The sequence below is a fragment of the Vibrio sp. 99-8-1 genome (genome assembly GCF_013114595.1).
GTDB lineage: Bacteria > Pseudomonadota > Gammaproteobacteria > Enterobacterales > Vibrionaceae > Vibrio.
Window position 1 is genome coordinate 56648 of sequence record NZ_VTXE01000022.1, and the last position, 19120, is coordinate 75767.

At 41.5% G+C, this 19120-nt stretch carries 15 protein-coding genes; 9 read left to right on the forward strand and 6 right to left on the reverse strand.

What is annotated here, in order from left to right:
• Window positions 1–3: 3 nt before the first annotated feature.
• From pstB to F0227_RS13555, 3 genes are read right to left on the reverse strand one after another with little or no spacing between them, the layout of a single operon-like run.
• Complete coding sequence (gene pstB / locus F0227_RS13545) at window positions 4–822, reverse strand: phosphate ABC transporter ATP-binding protein PstB (RefSeq protein ID WP_171753752.1); 819 nt, start codon at window positions 820–822, stop codon at window positions 4–6.
• 2 nt (window positions 823–824) lie between these two features.
• Entirely contained in the window at window positions 825–2456 is a 1632-nt protein-coding gene (pstA, locus tag F0227_RS13550) for a phosphate ABC transporter permease PstA (RefSeq protein WP_171753776.1), read from the reverse strand.
• A gap of 33 nt (window positions 2457–2489) precedes the next feature.
• The gene (locus tag F0227_RS13555; protein ID WP_171753753.1) at window positions 2490–4712 is read right to left on the reverse strand and encodes an ABC transporter permease subunit; all 2223 of its coding nucleotides are present in this window, start codon (window positions 4710–4712) and stop codon (window positions 2490–2492) included.
• 241 nt (window positions 4713–4953) lie between these two features.
• Here F0227_RS13555 and ppk1 point away from each other — a divergent pair, with 241 nt between their 5' ends.
• Window positions 4954–7053 carry a polyphosphate kinase 1 gene (gene ppk1 / locus F0227_RS13560; protein ID WP_171753754.1) on the forward strand — a complete coding sequence of 700 codons (2100 nt, stop codon included), beginning with the start codon at window positions 4954–4956 and terminating at the stop codon, window positions 7051–7053.
• A complete protein-coding gene (gene ppx, locus F0227_RS13565; protein WP_171753755.1) occupies window positions 7046–8554 on the forward strand; it encodes an exopolyphosphatase in 1509 nt (502 codons plus the stop codon). The genes ppk1 and ppx overlap by 8 nt, the downstream gene beginning before the upstream one ends.
• A 94-nt stretch (window positions 8555–8648) precedes the next feature.
• Here ppx and F0227_RS13570 read toward each other — a convergent pair whose 3' ends face one another.
• From F0227_RS13570 to phoB, 3 genes are read right to left on the reverse strand one after another with little or no spacing between them, the layout of a single operon-like run.
• Window positions 8649–9578 (reverse strand): phosphate ABC transporter substrate-binding protein, encoded by a 930-nt coding sequence (locus tag F0227_RS13570; protein WP_345775808.1) that lies wholly within the window; start codon window positions 9576–9578, stop codon window positions 8649–8651.
• Between the two features lie 37 nt (window positions 9579–9615).
• Window positions 9616–10914: a phosphate regulon sensor histidine kinase PhoR gene (gene phoR / locus F0227_RS13575; protein ID WP_171753757.1), complete on the reverse strand. Its 1299-nt coding sequence runs from the start codon at window positions 10912–10914 to the stop codon at window positions 9616–9618.
• A 21-nt stretch (window positions 10915–10935) separates the two neighbouring features.
• Entirely contained in the window at window positions 10936–11625 is a 690-nt protein-coding gene (gene phoB, locus F0227_RS13580; protein WP_171753758.1) for a phosphate regulon transcriptional regulator PhoB, read from the reverse strand.
• Between the two features lie 227 nt (window positions 11626–11852).
• Here phoB and rdgC point away from each other — a divergent pair, with 227 nt between their 5' ends.
• The 7 genes from rdgC (at window position 11853) to F0227_RS13615 (ending at window position 19085) form a co-directional block, all read left to right on the forward strand.
• The gene (gene rdgC / locus F0227_RS13585; protein ID WP_171753759.1) at window positions 11853–12767 is read left to right on the forward strand and encodes a recombination-associated protein RdgC; all 915 of its coding nucleotides are present in this window, start codon (window positions 11853–11855) and stop codon (window positions 12765–12767) included.
• A gap of 241 nt (window positions 12768–13008) precedes the next feature.
• Entirely contained in the window at window positions 13009–14367 is a 1359-nt protein-coding gene (yegQ, locus tag F0227_RS13590) for a tRNA 5-hydroxyuridine modification protein YegQ (RefSeq protein WP_171753760.1), read from the forward strand.
• A 205-nt stretch (window positions 14368–14572) separates the two neighbouring features.
• The gene (locus tag F0227_RS13595; protein ID WP_171753761.1) at window positions 14573–14806 is read left to right on the forward strand and encodes a hypothetical protein; all 234 of its coding nucleotides are present in this window, start codon (window positions 14573–14575) and stop codon (window positions 14804–14806) included.
• Between the two features lie 161 nt (window positions 14807–14967).
• The gene (locus F0227_RS13600) at window positions 14968–15222 is read left to right on the forward strand and encodes a YfhL family 4Fe-4S dicluster ferredoxin (RefSeq protein ID WP_171753762.1); all 255 of its coding nucleotides are present in this window, start codon (window positions 14968–14970) and stop codon (window positions 15220–15222) included.
• Between the two features lie 155 nt (window positions 15223–15377).
• Window positions 15378–16163: a DUF4037 domain-containing protein gene (locus F0227_RS13605; protein ID WP_171753763.1), complete on the forward strand. Its 786-nt coding sequence runs from the start codon at window positions 15378–15380 to the stop codon at window positions 16161–16163.
• Between the two features lie 107 nt (window positions 16164–16270).
• Window positions 16271–18289: an LTA synthase family protein gene (locus F0227_RS13610; RefSeq protein WP_171753764.1), complete on the forward strand. Its 2019-nt coding sequence runs from the start codon at window positions 16271–16273 to the stop codon at window positions 18287–18289.
• Window positions 18290–18308: 19 nt separating this feature from the next.
• Window positions 18309–19085, forward strand: a complete 777-nt coding sequence (locus F0227_RS13615) for a phosphatase PAP2 family protein (RefSeq protein WP_171753765.1) — start codon at window positions 18309–18311, stop codon at window positions 19083–19085.
• Window positions 19086–19120 lie beyond the last annotated feature (35 nt).

Here is a 19120-nt window from a genome sequence, read left to right on the forward strand (position 1 = left end):
ACCTTATCCGTATCTTCCGGTGATGTAATCTTCCGTTCGTTTTTTTACCGGTGAGGTAAATATCGAATCGGTATCGTTGTACTCCACTAGCTTACCTAAATGTACAAATGCTGTATAGTCACTCACTCTGGCAGCCTGCTGCATATTATGAGTAACAATCACCACGGTGTATTTGGTTTTTAACTCGTTAATCAACTCTTCTATGGTTAACGTTGAAATAGGGTCCAGCGCAGACGTTGGTTCGTCCAATAACAACACTTCCGGTTCAATCGCAATGGCTCTGGCAATCACCAATCGCTGCTGTTGCCCACCAGATAAACCAAAAGCGCTCTCATGTAACCGATCTTTCACCTCATCCCATAGTGCTGCTGCTTTCAACGACTTCTCAACCGCATCGTCCAATACACGGGCGTTTTTTACACCTTGTAACCTTAAGCCGAACACCACATTTTCGTAAATAGATTTGGGGAACGGATTCGGTCGCTGGAATACCATACCAACCCGTCTTCGCAAGGTCGCTACGTCAACATTTTCATGATAAATATTATTTCCATAAAGACGAACATCACCTTCTATGCGGCAACCTTCAACCAGATCATTCATTCGGTTAAGACACCTTAATAAGGTTGACTTTCCACACCCCGATGGACCGATAAAGGAGGTCACTTTTCCTTTTGGTATACCCATTGATATATCCACAAGAGCCTGACTATTTTTATAGAATAAGTTCAGGCCATCGATGGCAATAGCAGTATCATCATCAGACAAATTATTGACATCAAGTGGTGGTTCATAACCTAGCGTTGAACTAACCGAATACATAATTAATCTTGTCCTAGAGAGCGATATTTCTCTCGTAAATTATTTCTAATATTAATAGCCGTTAAGTTAAGTCCAACTACAACCATAACCAGTAAAAAAGAAGTAGCATAGACCAATGGCCTCGCCGCTTCAGTATTTGGAGCCTGAAAACCAACATCATAAATATGGTATCCCAGATGCATGAATTTTCGCTCCAAATGGATATAAGGAAAATTGCCATCAACGGGCAAACTAGGCGCAAGCTTTGCTACGCCAACGAGCATTAAAGGGGCAACTTCTCCCGCGGCCCTAGCAACAGCCAATATTAAGCCAGTAATTATAGCTGGGCTCGCCATTGGAATAACAATTCTCCACAAGGTTTCAAATTGCGTCGCGCCTAAGGCATAAGAGCCATGGCGTACTGAAGATGGAATTCGGCTTAACCCCTCTTCTGTAGAGACAATCACCACTGGCAGAGTTAACAGTGCTAATGTCAATGCAGACCACAATATTCCCGGCGTTCCAAATGTTGGTGTGGGCAATTTAGCGCTATAAAAAAACTCATCTATTGAACCACCAATCGTGTACACAAAAAAGCCAAGACCAAATACGCCATATACTATAGATGGAACCCCGGCAAGGTTAATCACCGCGACTCGTATCAAACGAGTAAGGGCATTATTCGCTGCATACTCATGTAAATACACGGCGGCAATAACACCTAGAGGAGTAACAATCACCGACATCATTAATACTAAGAATACCGTGCCAAAAATGGCCGGAAATACGCCACCTTCAGAGTTGGCTTCCCTGGGTTCATCGACGATAAATTTCTTTACCTGAACAGCCCAATGCCACAGTTTTTCACCCATTGACATGGTATTTGGATACCAAGCATCGAGTATAACTTCTAAAGAGAGTTTGCTCTGCTGTCCGGTCATATCCTCAACAAGCAAGTACTCCCCCCTTAATCGAGAGCGAAGTAGTTCTAACTTAGCTTCAGATTCAAACAACAAAGAAGTGAGTACTCGCTTTCTTTCATTGTGTTGCTGAATATACTCATCGGTTAAGCTTTGATTAAGTTCTTGCTTGCGTTTTTCCAGTCGTAACTGATTTAGCTCCCAGCCTATTTGCCGTATTTCACCATTCGAAATACGTTCAATTTCTATGCGTAGCGTATTGGCAAAATCAATAGCATGCTCAATATGCGTGGCTATATCTGTAGTATATCGACCATTTTCAGTGATATAGGCTAACGGGCGACCAAAGAAATCACCATTTTGGCTACGTTCAAATACAGCCCACTCTTTAGGCGGTTCTTTCTCGGTAACATCTTCAACCAGCAAAGAGATAAAATCGAGAGAATAGAGTTCACGGTTGGCTATCTTTATACTGAGACGCTCAACTTTTCCTGATGCTAATGCTTGTTCCGATAGCTCGCTTTTATCAATGGAGAGGTAATCAATGGGAACACTATCACGTTGGTAAACCTGACCAACAATCCGCTTACCATTGCTGTCTTGCCACTCCAATAGAGGCGCTGGCCAAAAATAGGTGAGCCCTTTCCAACCGATTAACAACAATAGCCCAAATACCGATATCAAACTGATACTTACTGCACCACCTGATAACCATATCCAAAGTTTTCCTGACATTGCCCACTGCTTAATAGAATTCACTGTTAATACCTACATTGAGCTATATTTGTCTTTTAATCGTTGTCTAACGATTTCGGCCAATGAGTTCACCACGAAAGTAAAGATCAATAGAAGTAACGCAGCCAAAAACAACAAACGATAATGCGTATCTCCCACTTCTGATTCCGGCATTTCAACCGCAATCGTCGCGGATAAACTTCGCATTCCTTCAAACACATTGATATCCATTATTGGCGTATTACCCGTCGCCATAAGAACAATCATTGTTTCCCCCACCGCTCTTCCTAAACCAATCATGATTGCCGAAAATATACCAGGACTAGCCGTAAGCAGTACCACATAGACTAAGGTTTGCCACTGAGTTGCACCTAATGCGAGCGAACCATCAGATAAGTGCTTGGGTACAGAAAAAATGGCATCTTCTGCGATGGTAAATATGGTAGGAATGACCGCAAAACCCATCGCCATACCCACCACCAGCGCGTTACGCTGATCATAATTGAAGCCATGTTCCGCTAAAAATATCCTGACATCCCCATTGAATAACCACTGCTCAATAGTCGCGGACATATTAAGACCAAACACCATAATGGCAAGAAACACAGGAATCAAAATAATGGCATGCCAGCCATTAGGCAGTCGTTTCATTAACTGAGCAGGAAAGGTATTCCAAAGTAAGCCTACCGCTATCGCAGAGATAGGCATCATGATCATCACAACCACCACACCAGATAAATTGTTTTCCACTATAGGAGCAAGCCATAAACCAGCAAGAAAACCAATAATAACCGTCGGTAAAGCTTCCATAAGCTCAACTGCTGGCTTCACCACGCTTCGCATAGGAGAAGACATAAAATAAGCTGTGTATATGGCGCCAAAAACGGCAATTGGCACAGAAAACAGCATCGCATAGAAGGTGGCTTTTAAGGTACCAAATGCAATAGGTATTAAGCTAAACTTTGCTTCGAAATCATCACTAGCGGAAGTTGATTGCCAAACAAATTGCGCTTCAGGATAACTCTCATACCACACTTTCTGCCATAAAGAGCGGAATGAGACTTCTGGGTGCGCATTTTCAATTTGATAAGTAGACAGGTGGGATTTAGTCGCGGCAAGCAGGTATTTTTCATTAGCAGAAAGAGCGGCACTCTCCGGTATTGACGTAAATATCTTCTCAGAAAAGAGATGATTCTCACTTGTTGTATAAAAGCTGTTTATTGCACCACTTTGATGAATGGTATAAAAACCTTTACGAAAGGTATCCGGAATAAGTATAGAAACCGCTTCGCCTAATTCAAAGTCACGAATTTTAGTTAACTTTCGCTCACCTTGGCTTAACACATCAAACCATTGCGACGTTGAATTGTCCTTATGAGTGACTAACAGAGATTGAGCTCCTGCAAGAAGCTCTATGCTGTCCACGGACTTACTGCTGTCTCCCTGTGATAAATCAATCACCTCTCTAACCGTATAGCTTTGCGCGGTATACACCATGACCACTAACTCACTATTAGAAAGTACAAACAGTTGTTGACCATCAGGGGATAGTAATAACTTCTTTATATTATTGGGAAAGTTGGAGAGCGAAATTCGATTCGTTTGCCAGCTAGCTTTGGCTTGATTGTCCGAAAGTGCCTGTACGACTTCCACTGCATTTACCTGACCCCCTTCACTCACTGACACAAAAAAACCAGAGTGCTGATCGATGGCAAAGGAAAATTGTTCAATCGGGTTTCGATCAGGATCGAGGAGTATTGGTTTACCGTCATAAAAGGCTTGCATATCTGGTGTCAATATTCGGCCTTCCGCAGTAAAAGAGACGCTGTATTTGGGCTTAACGGCTATCACTTCACCTTGCTTACTGGCATAAGCAAACCACCCTTTCGCTCTATCACCTTTGGTGAAGCTATTGGGCTGAACCATAACTTGAGTAGTTAATAATGTATTGGCTTTATTTTGCTCAAACCCAATATAGCTAAGCTCTCCTTGCTCATCGAATAAATAGGCATTTTCACCATACTCACCAACGCCAACGGCGACAATATCATTGCTATATGGGTATGAGTACTGTGCAAGGCGCTCAATGCTGCCACTAGAAAAGACCGGAAGAACAATCATTAGCAGATAGAAGAAAATCAGCATAATGGCGGCTAACACGGCGATCGCGCCACTGATCACTGTAAAGCGAGCCAAACGATCTTTTATATATCGTTTTTTATCCCTCTCTTTCAATGAAAACCCGGCAGTGGCCATTTTATCTTTCTCTCTCTTTATCGCGACTAGGGTCTATTGACCTTAATATATTTCGTTTATATGACAGTTAGATTACACTAAAAGAGAAGAACCAAGTAACTTAAAGGTATAAATCTATACCCAATTTCATACGTAGGCGTCTTTGAAATATTTTTGTAACAAAAAACACCTACCTTTCACTTCAGATCTTTTTATATAAAGTAAAGATCACCGTTAAATGCTAACAAAATCGGAAGGTAACATGAGCGCAGAAAAGCTGTATATAGATAAAGAATTAAGTTGGCTATCCTTTAACGAACGAGTTTTACAAGAAGCGGCAGACAAAAATGTACCGCTCATTGAACGAATTCGCTTCCTAGGTATTTATTCCAATAATCTAGATGAGTTCTACAAAGTTCGCTTTGCCGACGTAAAACGTCGAATCCTTATCTCAAAAGAGAGTGGCGGCAACGATGACGCGAAAATCTTACTATCAAAAATGCAAACGAAAGCGGCGCAGTTAGAGACCGATTTTGATGAACTTTACAGTGAACTATTATTAGAGATGGCTCGTCGCCGAATTTTTCTTGTCAATGAAACACAGTTAAATGAAGTTCAACAGCAGTGGGTTACCCAATATTTCCGTAAGGAAGTGCTGCCTCATATAACCCCGCTATTAATGACTGAAGAAATCGATGTCCTACAGTTTCTAAAAGATGAGTACGCTTATTTAACGGTAGAGTTGAAAAAGAAAAAGAAAAAAGAGCGCAATCAATACGCTCTATTAGAAATTCCTACCGACCAACTTCCCCGCTTTGTTATGGTGCCAGAGCAGAAAGGTAAACGGCGTAAAACCATCATTCTGCTCGACAATATTATTCGCTACTGTCTTGATGATATTTTTCGAGGGTTCTTTGAGTACGAATCTCTCTCTTGTTACTCAATGAAAATGACCCGTGACTCTGAGTATGATCTCGGTTTTGAAGTTGAACACAGCCTGTTAGAACAAATGTCTGAAGGTGTTGCACAGCGACTAACGGCGATGCCTGTCCGGTTTGTATACGAACGTGAAATGCCAAAAGAGATGCTCTCTTTCTTGTGCGAAACATTACAAATATCGAACTATGACAACCTAATTGCAGGCAGTCGTTATCACAACTTTAAAGATTTTATCGGCTTTCCTAATGTAGGACGCGACTACTTAGAAAACAAACCGCTACCACCATTAACGTGTGCGGATTTTGATGACTATGACAATAGCTTCGATGCCATAAAAGCGAAGGATATCCTTCTTTATTACCCTTATCACACCTTTGATCATATTACGGAATTGGTTCGTCAAGCGTCGTTTGACCCAAAAGTTCGCAGTATAAAAATTAACATCTACCGAGTTGCTAAGCACTCTAAATTGATGAACTCGCTAATTGATGCAGTACACAGTGGCAAAGAGGTCACCGTAGTGGTTGAGCTGCAAGCAAGGTTTGATGAAGAGGCCAATATAGAGTGGTCAAAAGTACTGACCGAAGCAGGTGTACATGTTCAGTTTGGTGCGCCCGGTTTAAAAATTCACTCAAAATTACTGCTTATATCTCGTCGAGAAGGGGATGAAATCGTTCGTTACGCTCATATTGGTACAGGTAACTTCCATGAGAAAACCGCTCGTATTTATACCGACTTTACGTTGCTGACGGCGGATCCTGAAATCACCAATGAAGTAAGGAATGTCTTTGGCTATATTGAAAACCCATACCGTCCGGTTAAGTTTAATCATCTTATTGTTTCACCACGAAACTCACGGAGTCGACTGTACAAATTAATCGACAACGAAATTGCCAATGCAAAAGAGGGCAAAAAGGCCGGTATAACAATAAAAATCAATAACCTAGTAGACAAAGGGATGATCAATAAGCTTTATGGTGCCAGTGCTGCTGGGGTAAAAATCAAAATGATTATCCGCGGTATGTGCTCACTGGTTCCTGATGTGAAAATGATCAGTGATAATATAGAAATTATCAGTATTGTTGACCGATTCTTAGAACACCCTAGGGTAATCATCTGCGAGAATGGTGGCGATCCTTCGGTCTATATCTCGTCCGGTGATTGGATGACGCGTAACATCGACTATCGTATTGAAGTCGCCGTTCCTATTAAAGATAGCCGACTGAAAAACCGCATTCAGGATATTATTGATATTCACTTTACTGATACAGTAAAAGCGCGCTGGATAGATAAAGAGATGAGCAATACGTATGTCCCTCGCGGTAACAGAAAGAAAATTCGTTCTCAAATCGCTATATATGATTATATTAAGCAAGCAGAGAAGGATATCCGAGCAGAAAATAAGATACTAAATAATGAATGAAAAACTGGGCCTAAATAGCCGACAAATTGCAGCAATAGATCTTGGTTCTAATAGTTTCCATATGGTCGTCGCATCGGTGGCTGGCAATGACCTTCAAATTATTAGTCGCCATAAACAGCGAGTTCGTTTAGCATCAGGACTAGATAAAAGCCGAATCTTAAGTGAAGAAGCGATTCAGCGAGGACTAGACTGTTTAGCCATGTTTGCAGAACGCTTGCAAGGGTTTGAAATTGGAGATGTAAGAATCGCCGCTACTCATACTCTACGACAAGCAAGAAACGCCTCGTTTTTCATTCGTCGGGCAAAAGAGATCCTCCCCTTTCCTGTGGAAATTATTCCCGGAACAGAGGAGGCGCGACTGATCTATTTAGGCGTGGCACACACCCAAAGTGAATCAAGATCTAAACTGGTGATTGATATTGGTGGCGGCAGTACCGAAATGATCATTGGTGATGGTTTTGATGCAGAGCTCGTCAACAGCACCTTGATGGGATGCGTAAGCTTTACCGAACAGTTCTTTGCAAACGGAAAGCTCTCATCCAAAAACTTTGCCGCGGCCAGTATCGCCAGCCAACAACAGTTTGAGTCTTTGGTGAAACCCTATAAAAGAAAAGGCTGGCAACTCGCTCTTGGCTCTTCTGGCACCATCAAGGCAATTCGAGATGTACTCATCGCGATCGGTTACGACGATGGCGTAATTACGACCAAACGAATCCAGAAGCTCATCGAAACCTTATGCCAGTTTGACTCCATTGACGATATTAAGCTTGATGGTTTAAGTGATGATCGGAAGCCTGTATTTGCCGCAGGAGTGGCCATATTAGATGCCATTATGTCTGGGCTAAATATTAAAGAGATGCACTTTTCTGATGGAGCACTAAGAGAAGGGTTACTGTATGAAATGGAAGAACGTTTTGAGCGTACCGACATTCGTATGAGAACCACAGAGAATCTCGCCCAGAAACATCTAGTCGATCTCAATCATGCCGATAGAGTTCGCCAGCAAGCTTTCTCCTTCCTCAAACAGATAACCAGCAACAAAATAATAAAGAAAAATCATGAACTGGCTTCTTTACTTGGCTGGAGTGCACTGCTTCATGAAGTAGGATTGAGTATCAGTTATCAAGGCTGCCACCGCCATGCCGCCTACATATTGCGTTATACCAATATGCCCGGCTTTAATGCCGAACAACAACTGATTTTATCCACTCTGGTTCGCTTTCACCGTAAGTCTCTCAAACTCCATGAAATGGAAGAGTTCACTCAATATAAGAAGAAGCAAGTCATTCAGCTTATCCGAATTCTTCGTTTGTCTGTGTTGTTAAATGGTCAACGAAGTGAAGATCCTTTACCTAATTTGCAATTGGTAGTGGAAAAGGAAGATCACTGGAAATTAACCAGTGATGACAAAAACTGGTTGGAAAACAATAAGCTGCTGCATGCTGACTTGGTATCTGAGCAAGAGAGGTGGCAAAAAGCCGAATGGCTATTGGAGTTCTAATTACTCCCAACGATTGCATATTCGTCGTTCAACAAGCGTCCACATATTGAATAAACCTTGGCTCAAAACTAAGGTTTATTCGAACCAACGCCACTCAATTGTTCGCAAAACCAACTTTCTCAAGCTCTTTTGCCGCAAGATCTTTTGATATAGCGACATAGCCATCTTTCTCAACTATTTGTTGTCCCTCTTTTGAGTAAATGAAACGAATAAATTCACGCTCAATTAGAGACATCGCTTTCGCTGGGTGTTTATTCACATAAACATAAAGGTAACGAGAAAGAGGATAACGGTTAGACAATATATTGCTTTTATTGGCTTCTATATACTGTTCACCCTGATGGGCGATTGGCAGCAGCTTTACACCAGAGACGCGATAACCAACACCAGAATAACCAATGGCATTAATTGAAGAAGCAACAGCTTGAACGACCGATGCAGAGCCGGGTAGTTCATTAACATTTGGAGAGAAATCACCACCACACAAAGCGACTTTCTTAAAATAGCCGTAGGTTCCTGAAACCGAATTTCGCCCAAAAAGTTGAATACGTCGTTTAGCCCAATTTCCTTCTACGGATAGAGCCTGCCAGCTACTGATCTGTTTATTTGCGCCGCAGCGCATAGTACTAGAAAAAATACTGTCGATCTGTTGGAAGTTAAGCCCTTTAATGGGGTTATCTTCGTGCACAAAAATCCCTATGGCATCAATAGCCACTTTTAACTCGACAGGCTTGTAACCGTACTCACGTTCAAACGCTTCAAGCTCTTTTAGCCGCATTGGGCGACTCATAGGACCAAATTGAGCCGTTCCTTCCGTTAATGCTGGCGTTGCCGTTGAAGAACCTGAAGCTTGAACCTGAATATTGACATTGGGGTAGTAGCTATTAAATTTCTCGCTCCACAATGACATCATGCTGGCAAGAGTATCTGAACCAATGGAAGTTAGGTTACCCGTTAGTCCGGGAACTTTTTTATAACTGGAAAGCTCTTTGCTGATCCCCGATGGACTTGCAATAAGAAGGATGGAATAAACAGCACTCAATATAAATCGATTCACGCCATTACCTAACTATTAAACGTTTTGGCAAAACAAAGGAGAACTGGCTTCCAATACCCACTTCGCTGCTTATTTCTAACGCTGAATCATGGTGATTAAGGGCATGTTTAACTATCGCTAACCCTAACCCGCTGCCGCCCGTTTCTCTAGAGCGAGCTTTGTCTACTCGATAAAAACGTTCCGTAAGACGATGCAGATGTTGAGGCTCAATGCCGTCGCCACTGTCTTCCACATCAAGATGAGCGCCACGATTGGTTTTATACCAGCGCACATGTATTTGAGCTCCCGCAGGAGTATATTTCACCGCATTATAAACCAAGTTAGATATTGCACTGCGCAGCTGATCTTCATCACCCAACACTTTAAGAGAGTCATCCACATCAAAATAGAGCTGATGCTTATCTTGTCCACTTAATGTGCTGGCCTCTTTCTCCAATACTTCCAGCATATTGGGTACATTCACCACTTCATCAAGTTCATGCATAGGAGCCGCTTCAATCTTAGACAAAGTAAGGAGTTGATTGACTAACGCATTCATGCGATTTAACTGTTCCGTCATCACGCCATGAGCTTTTGGCCACATAGGACCTTGCAACATTTCAACATCTTCCGTCATCTCCAGATAACCTTGTAATACCGTCATAGGTGTACGCAGTTCATGAGACACATTGGCAAAAAAGTTTCTTCTCATCCCTTCGAGTTGCTTTAATTGGCTCACATCACGAACCACCATTAAGTGCTCCCCTTCCATATAAGGCACAATACGTAACTCCAGCATTCTCTCGACATTTAACGGCGAACGCATTTCCAAAGGATCGGAAAAATTACCTTTATTGAGGTACTTAATAAAATCAGGGGTTCGAATAAGATTTGAAATAGGCTGACCTGAATCATCAGGCCAACGGAAACCTAACAGATGCTGGGCCAATTTATTGCACCAAACGATGTTGCCTTCGCTTCTAAATACCACAACGGCATCAGGCAATGACTCAGCACCATTGCGGAAACGTCGAATTAAATTAGTCAGCTCTTTACGCTTTCTTCTTTGTCTCTGGCTTAAACGATAGATACCATTAAATAGACCTTCCCAGTGCCCGGTGCCAGAGGGAGGCGTTAATCTTTTTTCGTCCCATAACCAAGAAGACAAACGAATTTGATTATGGAAGTGCCATAAAAGTTGAATAGCCGTGGCAGCAAGCAGCAACCACGACATATAGCCGAACAACCAACCTATTAGCACCCAAGGAGCGTAAAAAAAAGCCAATGACCACACTAGCTTTTTCCAGGTTAACTTCTCAATCATTCAGCCCCTCGTAACGGTACGTTATGCCTTGGTGGAAAAGCGATAACCCGCACCACGCACAGTTTGAATCAGCTTGTCATGGTTCGCACCTTCCAGTGCTTTACGCAGTCGTCGAATATGCACATCAACCGTGCGGTCCTCAACGTATACGTTGGTTCCCCAGACATTATTTAGTAGCTGTTCTCGGCTATAAACTCTCTCTTGATGAGTCATAAAGAAGTGCAGCATTTTAAACTCGGTAGGTCCCATATCGAGTGGCGCATCATTGGCCGTGACACGATGAGAAACAGGATCGAGTTTCAAACCATGCACATCGATAACATCTTCCAATGCAGTAGGTGATACTCTGCGAATAACCGCTTTTAGTCTCGCCACCAGCTCTTTCGGTGAAAATGGCTTGGTAATATAGTCATCAGCACCCACTTCTAACCCGCGCACTTTATCTTCTTCTTCACCGCGAGCAGTTAGCATAACAACCGGTATGTGTTTGGTTATATCTTCACGCTTTAGATGCTTGATAAGATTGATACCAGAACCACCAGGTAACATCCAATCTAACAGTATAAGATCAGGATAGGGTTCGCACAGCTTATTAAGAGCCATCTCATAATCTTCTGCCTCTACCACTTGATATCCTTTTTGCTCAAGAACAAAGCACAACATTTCACGAATGGGAGCTTCATCTTCAACAACCAAAATCCTTCTCGACATAATTGAGTAACCTTTAAGTTTCTGTCAACACTATGCATTATCTTTACTAAATATGACACTTTTGTGACCATTGCAAACTATTTTTCATACAACTGTCGTCTCAATTTAATGGAACTCATGATCATTAACTTGTTTAGAAGCAGAGTACCGTTTGTTACAACATTCACTACCGTTCGTCGGTGGAACTGGTATTATTACTGCCCTTGATTTTAGAGTAGAGAAATATAATGTGGTTTAAAAACTGTCTAGCCTATCGCTTTAATCGTGATATCGATTTCGACGCAGAAAAACTTGAACAGCAACTCGAAGAGTTTCGCTTTAAGCCTTGCGGAAGCCAAGATAAGAGTAAGTTTGGCTGGACAAATGCCATGGGTAAATTTGGCGACACATTGACGCATATGAGTGAAGGGCGAATCTTAATCTGTGCCAAAAAAGAGGAAAAAATTCTGCCCGCTTCGGTTGTTAATGACAATATGGCAGAGAAGATAGAAGCGCTGGAGCTGCAAGAAGGCCGCCCAGTTAAGAAAAAAGAGAAAGACAATATTAAAGAAGATATTTTAGTCGATCTACTTCCTCGCGCATTCAGCCGTAGCCAGTTCACCTACGTACTCATTCTTCCAAAAGAGGGAATGATAGTGGTAGATGCGTCAAGTTATAAGAAAGCTGAAGACGTATTGGCGCTGTTACGTAAAAGCATTGGTAGCTTGCCTGTTGTTCCAGCGATTCCAGAAGCCCCAGTAGAAAATACCTTAACCGAATGGGTAAAAACTGGCGAAACACCAGCAGACATTACTTTACTTCATGAAGCTGAATTACAATCCCTTCAAGAAGAAGGTGGCGTAATTCGCTGTAAAAAGCTGGAATTAAGCTCTGACGATATTGTTAACCATCTTGAAGCCAATAAAATTGTCACCAAGCTTGCTCTAAACTGGCAAGAGCGTATTGATTTTGTACTGGCGGACGATGCTAGCATTAAACGCCTTAAGTTTAGCGATGAGCTAAAAGATCAAAATGAAGATATTCCAAGAGAAGATCGAGCAGCACGTTTTGATGCCGACTTCTCTTTGATGAGCTCAGAACTCAGTAGCTTCTTGCCTAATCTATTTGAGTTACTTGGTGGGTTACCGGCTCAGAACGGATAATTCTTCCATTAACTATAGCGATGCACTGCAATTTGCAAATCGCGACGCAAAGTGCGATGAAGTAAAGAAATTCACTTCATCGCTTTTTATTATCTTCAGTTTCCTCTTCCTTACTTTTCAAGTAGAATTCGCCCTCCATTAAATGCTCATATTTAACGCATATTTTACTATGTAATGAGTATCCGATTGCGCTATTAGGTAGCGCAATTCTGACTTGACATCAGACTAGAGAATAAAAGCAATGTTTAAACCAGAATTACTGTCTCCAGCAGGCAGCTTGAAGAATATGCGATACGCCTTTGCCTATGGTGCAGATGCCGTATACGCAGGACAACCTAGATACAGCCTCCGCGTAAGAAACAACGAGTTTAACCACGAAAATCTGCAAATTGGTATTGATGAAGCTCACGCTCAAGGTAAGAAGCTTTATGTGGTTTGTAATATTCAGCCTCATAACTCAAAGCTGAAGACCTTCATTCGTGACTTAAAGCCCGTTGTCGATATGGGCCCTGATGCCTTAATTATGTCTGATCCAGGCTTAATCATGATGGTTCGCGAAGCCTTTCCTGATATGGCCATTCATCTTTCTGTTCAAGCTAACGCCGTAAACTGGGCGACCGTAAAATTCTGGTCTACTCAAGGTGTGGAAAGGGTCATTCTCTCTCGTGAACTATCATTAGAGGAGATCGAAGAGATTCGTGAGCATTGCCCTGAAACTGAGCTAGAAATTTTTGTTCATGGCGCGCTATGTATGGCTTACTCTGGTCGTTGTCTGCTTTCTGGTTACATCAATAAACGAGATCCTAACCAAGGCACTTGCACCAATGCTTGTCGCTGGGAATATAAAGTAGAAAAAGCACAAGAGAGTGATTCTGGCCAAATTGTGGAAATTCAAGAAGCCATTGAACGCCCAGACAATACACTAGGCTTAGGCAAGCCAACGGATGAGGTTGTGTTGCTCTCTGAAAGCCACCGACCAGAAGAAAAAATGGCGGCTTTTGAAGATGAACACGGCACGTATATTATGAACTCCAAAGATCTTCGTGCCGTTCAACACGTAGACCGATTAACAAAAATGGGTGTTCACTCTTTAAAAATTGAAGGCCGTACTAAATCATTTTACTACTGCGCAAGAACCGCTCAAGTTTACCGTAAAGCTATCGACGATGCGGTAGAGGGAAAGCCTTTTGACGAAAGCCTATTGGGTACCTTGGAAAGCCTAGCTCACCGTGGATACACAGAAGGCTTCCTACGTCGTCACACTCATGATGCGTATCAAAACTATGACTATGGTTACTCTGTATCCGACACTCAGCAATTTGTCGGAGAGTTCACTGGCAAACGCCGCGGTGATCTTGTTGAAGTTGACGTAAAAAATAAATTTGTTGTTGGTGATCAATTAGAATTAATGACACCTCAAGGAAACATTACCTTTACGCTAGAAAAAATGGAAAACCGAAAGTCAGAGCAGATCGATGATGCAAAAGGTAACGGTCACTTTGTCTTTATCCCTGTTCCAGAAGAGATAGAGCTAGAATACGCTCTGCTTATGCGCAATTTTACCTCAGGTCAAGATACGCGTAATCCGAACAAAAAATAATCGATGATTTTGTAATAAAAATATTACTAATTATAAAGGCTTACTATGGTAAGCCTTTTTTGTATGTAAAAAATGATATATTTACTATTGAAAATCCGGTATCAATTATGCATATTAATCAAGGTATCAATAATTCGGCAAACTCTTGCCCTGACGAAGGGAATAGCTAAAAGGACGAAATTAAGAGTTTGGCAGACGGTGTAATATGAGTAATTTATATAAAATTGAATCCTACTGTGAAACTAGCGTAAAACGCATAGAAGAGTGTATCAGAAACTCTGGCGGTCAATGTGTCGTTAGAGGTTGGGCGATCATCACAAACTATGTGTTTGATGATCAGCAAAGCAGCCAAATTTTGCATTTGATTTCTAAGATCACAGACGAACTAAGCGATGATGACGTAAACACTTGGTCTAATTATCAGCTTATTGCTGCTTAACCCCTTCACTATTAGCTGTTGTGCGATTATTTAGTTAATAATCGTAGCGATTCTCTGCGCTCAATAAGTCTAGAGATTCACAACCAATATGCTAAACTTCGCGCCTCATTATCCCCCGAGGCGGACTCCGCTTTTGTTATATCGTAAAGGTAACATTTACTATGGCGCTACTCATTCAAAATAGCTGCATCAACTGTGACATGTGTGAACCAGAATGCCCTAATGGTGCCATCTCTATGGGAGCAGAGATCTATGAGATAGATCCACTTTTATGCACAGAGTGTAAAGGTCACTATGAGAAGCCAACCTGCCAATCCGTTTGCCCTATTACTAAATGTATCATTACTGATCCCCAACATATTGAGTCCGATGAAGAATTATTAGATAAATTTGTTATTATTCAAGGATTAACATAGTCATCAATCAAGATATTCACTGACTAGATTGTGAGTCGTCACAGGCAAAAATCACCGTAAAAATAACTGTTCACTCATTTTGTGAGCAAAACAAGGTTTTGTAGCTGAGCAACTAGGTTATAAAATGAGCTTCACTTTGCAACCAAAGTCGTTTTATGCCACAAGACAACCTCCACACATTAATTACCTCCTTATCACAGTTGCCTCAAGTTGAAGCTGTAGCGCTTGGCGGTTCCCATACTGTTAATATGCACGATGCACTTTCAGACTACGATTTATACGTCTACACCAGTGCAGAGATCCCAATAAAAATAAGAGAGAAAATAACAGAAGAGAGCTGTGATTACATAGAGTTAAACAATCAGTTTTGGGAAACAGAAGATGATGGAATACTAAAAAACGGCACGGAAATCGACATTATTTATCGCTCTTTAGCTTGGCTAGATCAACAGCTTAGTCATATCGTATTCAACCATCAAGCGTCTGTCGGGTACTCCAGTTGTTTTTGGTTTAATCTACTCAACTCACATATTACCTTTGATAGAGAGCAGCAACTTAATAAACTCAAGTCTAAGTACTCAATTCCTTACCCTGAGGCACTGACAAAAAATATTGTCGCAAAAAATGCCCCGTTACTCTCTAGCTCTATCGCCTGCTACCCTAAGCAGATCGAAAAAGCGATAAAGCGAAATGACAGAATCAGTGTCAATCACCGAGTTGCCGCCTACCTTGCTAGCTATTTTGATGTGCTTTTTGCCATCAATAAATTGCCCCATCCAGGGGAGAAAAGAATGCTCACTTATAGTCAGGCAAGATGCTCATTACTCCCTGAAGGCATGAGTGAAGATATCAATGCCATTCTCGATTTGGCAGCCAATAACGACCTTAATCTGATCTCTTTGCTAAAAGAAAACAGTGAGAAATTGCTACAATTAGCATAATTTTTTGCCGTATTCACATTGTGTTCACTTAGCCTATTTTAGAGTTTGTCAATAAGAGGTGTTCTCTCCGTTCACCTTCCTTTATTGTTCACACTCTGAGATAAATTATGTCGATACAAGCCTACTGGAAACAGAAACTAAACATTCTCTTTCCAATACTCACTTCGTTTCTCTTATTTACCGCAATCCTCTTTACTTCACGACTGGCGCTAATGCTATGGCAAAGTGAACGTATTGTTGACTCTCCTTGGTGGGCAACAATGCTGCTTAGTGGTTTACGTATTGATATTTCATCTCTCTGTTACCTGTTGATTTTGCCCTCACTATTAACCGTCTTATTTGCTGGAAGATCTGCATTTGGCCGATTTTGGCTGTACTTTTTTCGGTTATGGGTTGTCGCTGGTTTGTGGCTAATTGTCTACATGGAAATGGCGACTCCTCCCTTTATCATCGAATACGACGTAAGACCTAATCGCTTGTTTCTTGAGTATTTAATTTACCCCAAAGAAGTACTCAGCATGCTCTGGACAGGTTATAAATTGGAATTGGCTATCGGAACTCTTGGTAGCACGCTCACCCTTTATTTGGGGTGGGGATTTAGCAAAAAGATCGTAGATAACTTGCACTTTCCAAAATGGTATTGGCGTCCAGTCCTTGCCATTATTGTATTGGCAGTCGGAGTTATGGGTGCCCGTTCTACTTTGCAAAATAGACCGATGAACCCCGCTATGGTCTCTTTCTCTACCGACCCGTTGATAAATGATTTGGTACTCAATTCGTCTTATTCAATGATTTTTGCAGCAAAAGGGATGGCGAGCGAAGAGAATGCATTTGATTATTACCCAAAAATGGCAGAAGAAAAAATCATCTCTTTAGTGAGAGAGTCGGCTAATATGCCCGCAACGTATAATCTTAACTCGACGTCACCGACTCTCAGTTATCGGCAAGCCAGTTTTCAAGGGAAGCCCAAAAACTTAGTCATATTGCTACAAGAAAGTTTAGGGGCACGATATGTTGGCGCATTAGGAGGACTGCCTCTTACTCCAAATCTAGATCAATTAATTAATGAAGGCTGGTCTCTTGATAATCTCTATGCCACGGGAACACGCTCAGTACGAGGCATTGAGGCGGTCACGACAGGATTTTTTCCTACTCCATCTCGCTCAACAGTAAAACTAACAAAAAGCCAAAGTAACTTCTTCTCTATTGCGGATGTATTAAAACAGAATGGCTATATCACACAGTTTATTTATGGTGGAGAAAGTCACTTTGATAATATGAAGTCATTTTTCTTAGGAAATGGCTTCACCGACATTCAAGACCTCCCGACCTTTGACTCGCCTTCTTTTGTGGGTTCATGGGGAGCATCAGATGAAGATCTCTATGATAAAGCACATCAACAGTTCTCTATGATGCAGCAGCAAAATAAACCGTTCTTTAGTTTAGTCTTTACCTCATCGAATCATAGTCCGTTTGAGTATCCACAAGGAAAAATCGAACCATATAACCAGCCTTCTGCCACTCGTGAAAACACAGCTAAATATTCAGACTATGCGTTAGGGAAATTTTTTGAAAAGGCTAAGAAATCCAACTATTGGCAAGATACTGTCTTTGTTGTCGTAGCAGATCATGATTCTCGGGCCTATGGTAATCAACTTGTCCCTATTGATCACTTTAAAATTCCAGCTGTATTTATAGGTGAAGGTATTGATGCCAAAAGAGATAATAGGTTAGCCAGCCAAATAGATTTGCCCACAACCATGCTATCCATTATCGGTATCGATGCAGAAACTCCGATGCTCGGCTTCGATTTAACTCAACCGATTCCAAAAGAAAAACAGCGTGCAATGATGCAATTTAACAAGAACTTTGCATGGATGGACGCGAATAACAATATAGTTATTCTACAGCCAGATAAAGCAGCTAAAGGTTTTTACTACAACCCACAAGATAAGTCGCTCACGCCTCAGCAACAAGGTATTGAATTGGAACAGATAGCCAACGCGAATGCGCTATGGGGAAGCTTAGCCTATACGAAAGGTTACTATGCTCCAGCGTCTCAGCAACAGTATGTACTTAATAACACAGCCGAAACAGACACAATTAAGCAAACAATAGATAAATAATCATGGTCAAAAAATAGTAATGAACGTAAATAATTTCACACTAAACCCGCAACAACGTATGTATTTAGTCGCCATATCAATGTTTTTATTGATACTTTTTTTTGCCAGCCTTGTACTACCCAATGTGGATTTTTCTTCGCCACTGAATAACGCAACTGGCTTTCTACTCACGACTATCACTCAGTCTGCGGGAAAGCCATTTTTCCCAATAACCATTCTGTTGGGCGTCGCCATCGGATTTTATCATCGAAAATCTTTTGCTCGATGGGTTACAGTTTGCGGGCAATTTATGATGCTATTGTTATTGGCCTTTATATTAAAATTTGGACTAAAAGCCGTTACAGAAGTACCAAGACCCTATACAAACTTATTGGTTAATGCAGAACTCATTGATAGCTCAGATGCCTTCTATCAATTAAGTGATCAACAGCAATCTCTACTGATTAAAAATAGCAGTGACATATTTGGTCAATGGCGGACAGACAACTGGCTAGATGGGACCAATTACGCGTTCCCTTCAGGACATACCTTGTTTGCTGCAGTGTTTGTTGCATTTTGGGGAGGATTTCTACTACAAAATAAACACTATATACTGGCAAGCACTCTTTTGCTGTGGGGTGTATCTGTCGCACTTAGCCGTATTTACTTAGCAATGCACAGTTATACGGATTTATTTGTTGCATGTGCCTTTGTGGTGCTATTTGGCTTAGTCATTCCTATATTGCAAAAACTGCTGGCACCACTAGAAAGAGCGATAGAACGGTTACAGCATAGTTCCCAGCTTAAAAATTGCTAGCCGTTATCAGTTTCTTCAAGACAATGAGTTTAAAG

Excerpts from the sequence above, each read along its gene's own strand:
- pstB (WP_171753752.1), bottom strand. The coding sequence starts at position 822 with ATGTATTCGGTTAGTTCAACGCTAGGTTATGAACCACCACTTGATGTC.
- pstA (WP_171753776.1), bottom strand. The coding sequence starts at position 2,456 with ATGTCAGGAAAACTTTGGATATGGTTATCAGGTGGTGCAGTAAGTATC.
- F0227_RS13555 (WP_171753753.1), bottom strand. The coding sequence starts at position 4,712 with ATGGCCACTGCCGGGTTTTCATTGAAAGAGAGGGATAAAAAACGATAT.
- ppk1 (WP_171753754.1), top strand. The coding sequence starts at position 4,954 with ATGAGCGCAGAAAAGCTGTATATAGATAAAGAATTAAGTTGGCTATCC.
- ppx (WP_171753755.1), top strand. The coding sequence starts at position 7,046 with ATGAATGAAAAACTGGGCCTAAATAGCCGACAAATTGCAGCAATAGAT.
- phoR (WP_171753757.1), bottom strand. The coding sequence starts at position 10,914 with ATGATTGAGAAGTTAACCTGGAAAAAGCTAGTGTGGTCATTGGCTTTT.
- phoB (WP_171753758.1), bottom strand. The coding sequence starts at position 11,625 with ATGTCGAGAAGGATTTTGGTTGTTGAAGATGAAGCTCCCATTCGTGAA.
- rdgC (WP_171753759.1), top strand. The coding sequence starts at position 11,853 with ATGTGGTTTAAAAACTGTCTAGCCTATCGCTTTAATCGTGATATCGAT.
- yegQ (WP_171753760.1), top strand. The coding sequence starts at position 13,009 with ATGTTTAAACCAGAATTACTGTCTCCAGCAGGCAGCTTGAAGAATATG.
- F0227_RS13595 (WP_171753761.1), top strand. The coding sequence starts at position 14,573 with ATGAGTAATTTATATAAAATTGAATCCTACTGTGAAACTAGCGTAAAA.
- F0227_RS13600 (WP_171753762.1), top strand. The coding sequence starts at position 14,968 with ATGGCGCTACTCATTCAAAATAGCTGCATCAACTGTGACATGTGTGAA.
- F0227_RS13605 (WP_171753763.1), top strand. The coding sequence starts at position 15,378 with ATGCCACAAGACAACCTCCACACATTAATTACCTCCTTATCACAGTTG.
- F0227_RS13610 (WP_171753764.1), top strand. The coding sequence starts at position 16,271 with ATGTCGATACAAGCCTACTGGAAACAGAAACTAAACATTCTCTTTCCA.
- F0227_RS13615 (WP_171753765.1), top strand. The coding sequence starts at position 18,309 with ATGAACGTAAATAATTTCACACTAAACCCGCAACAACGTATGTATTTA.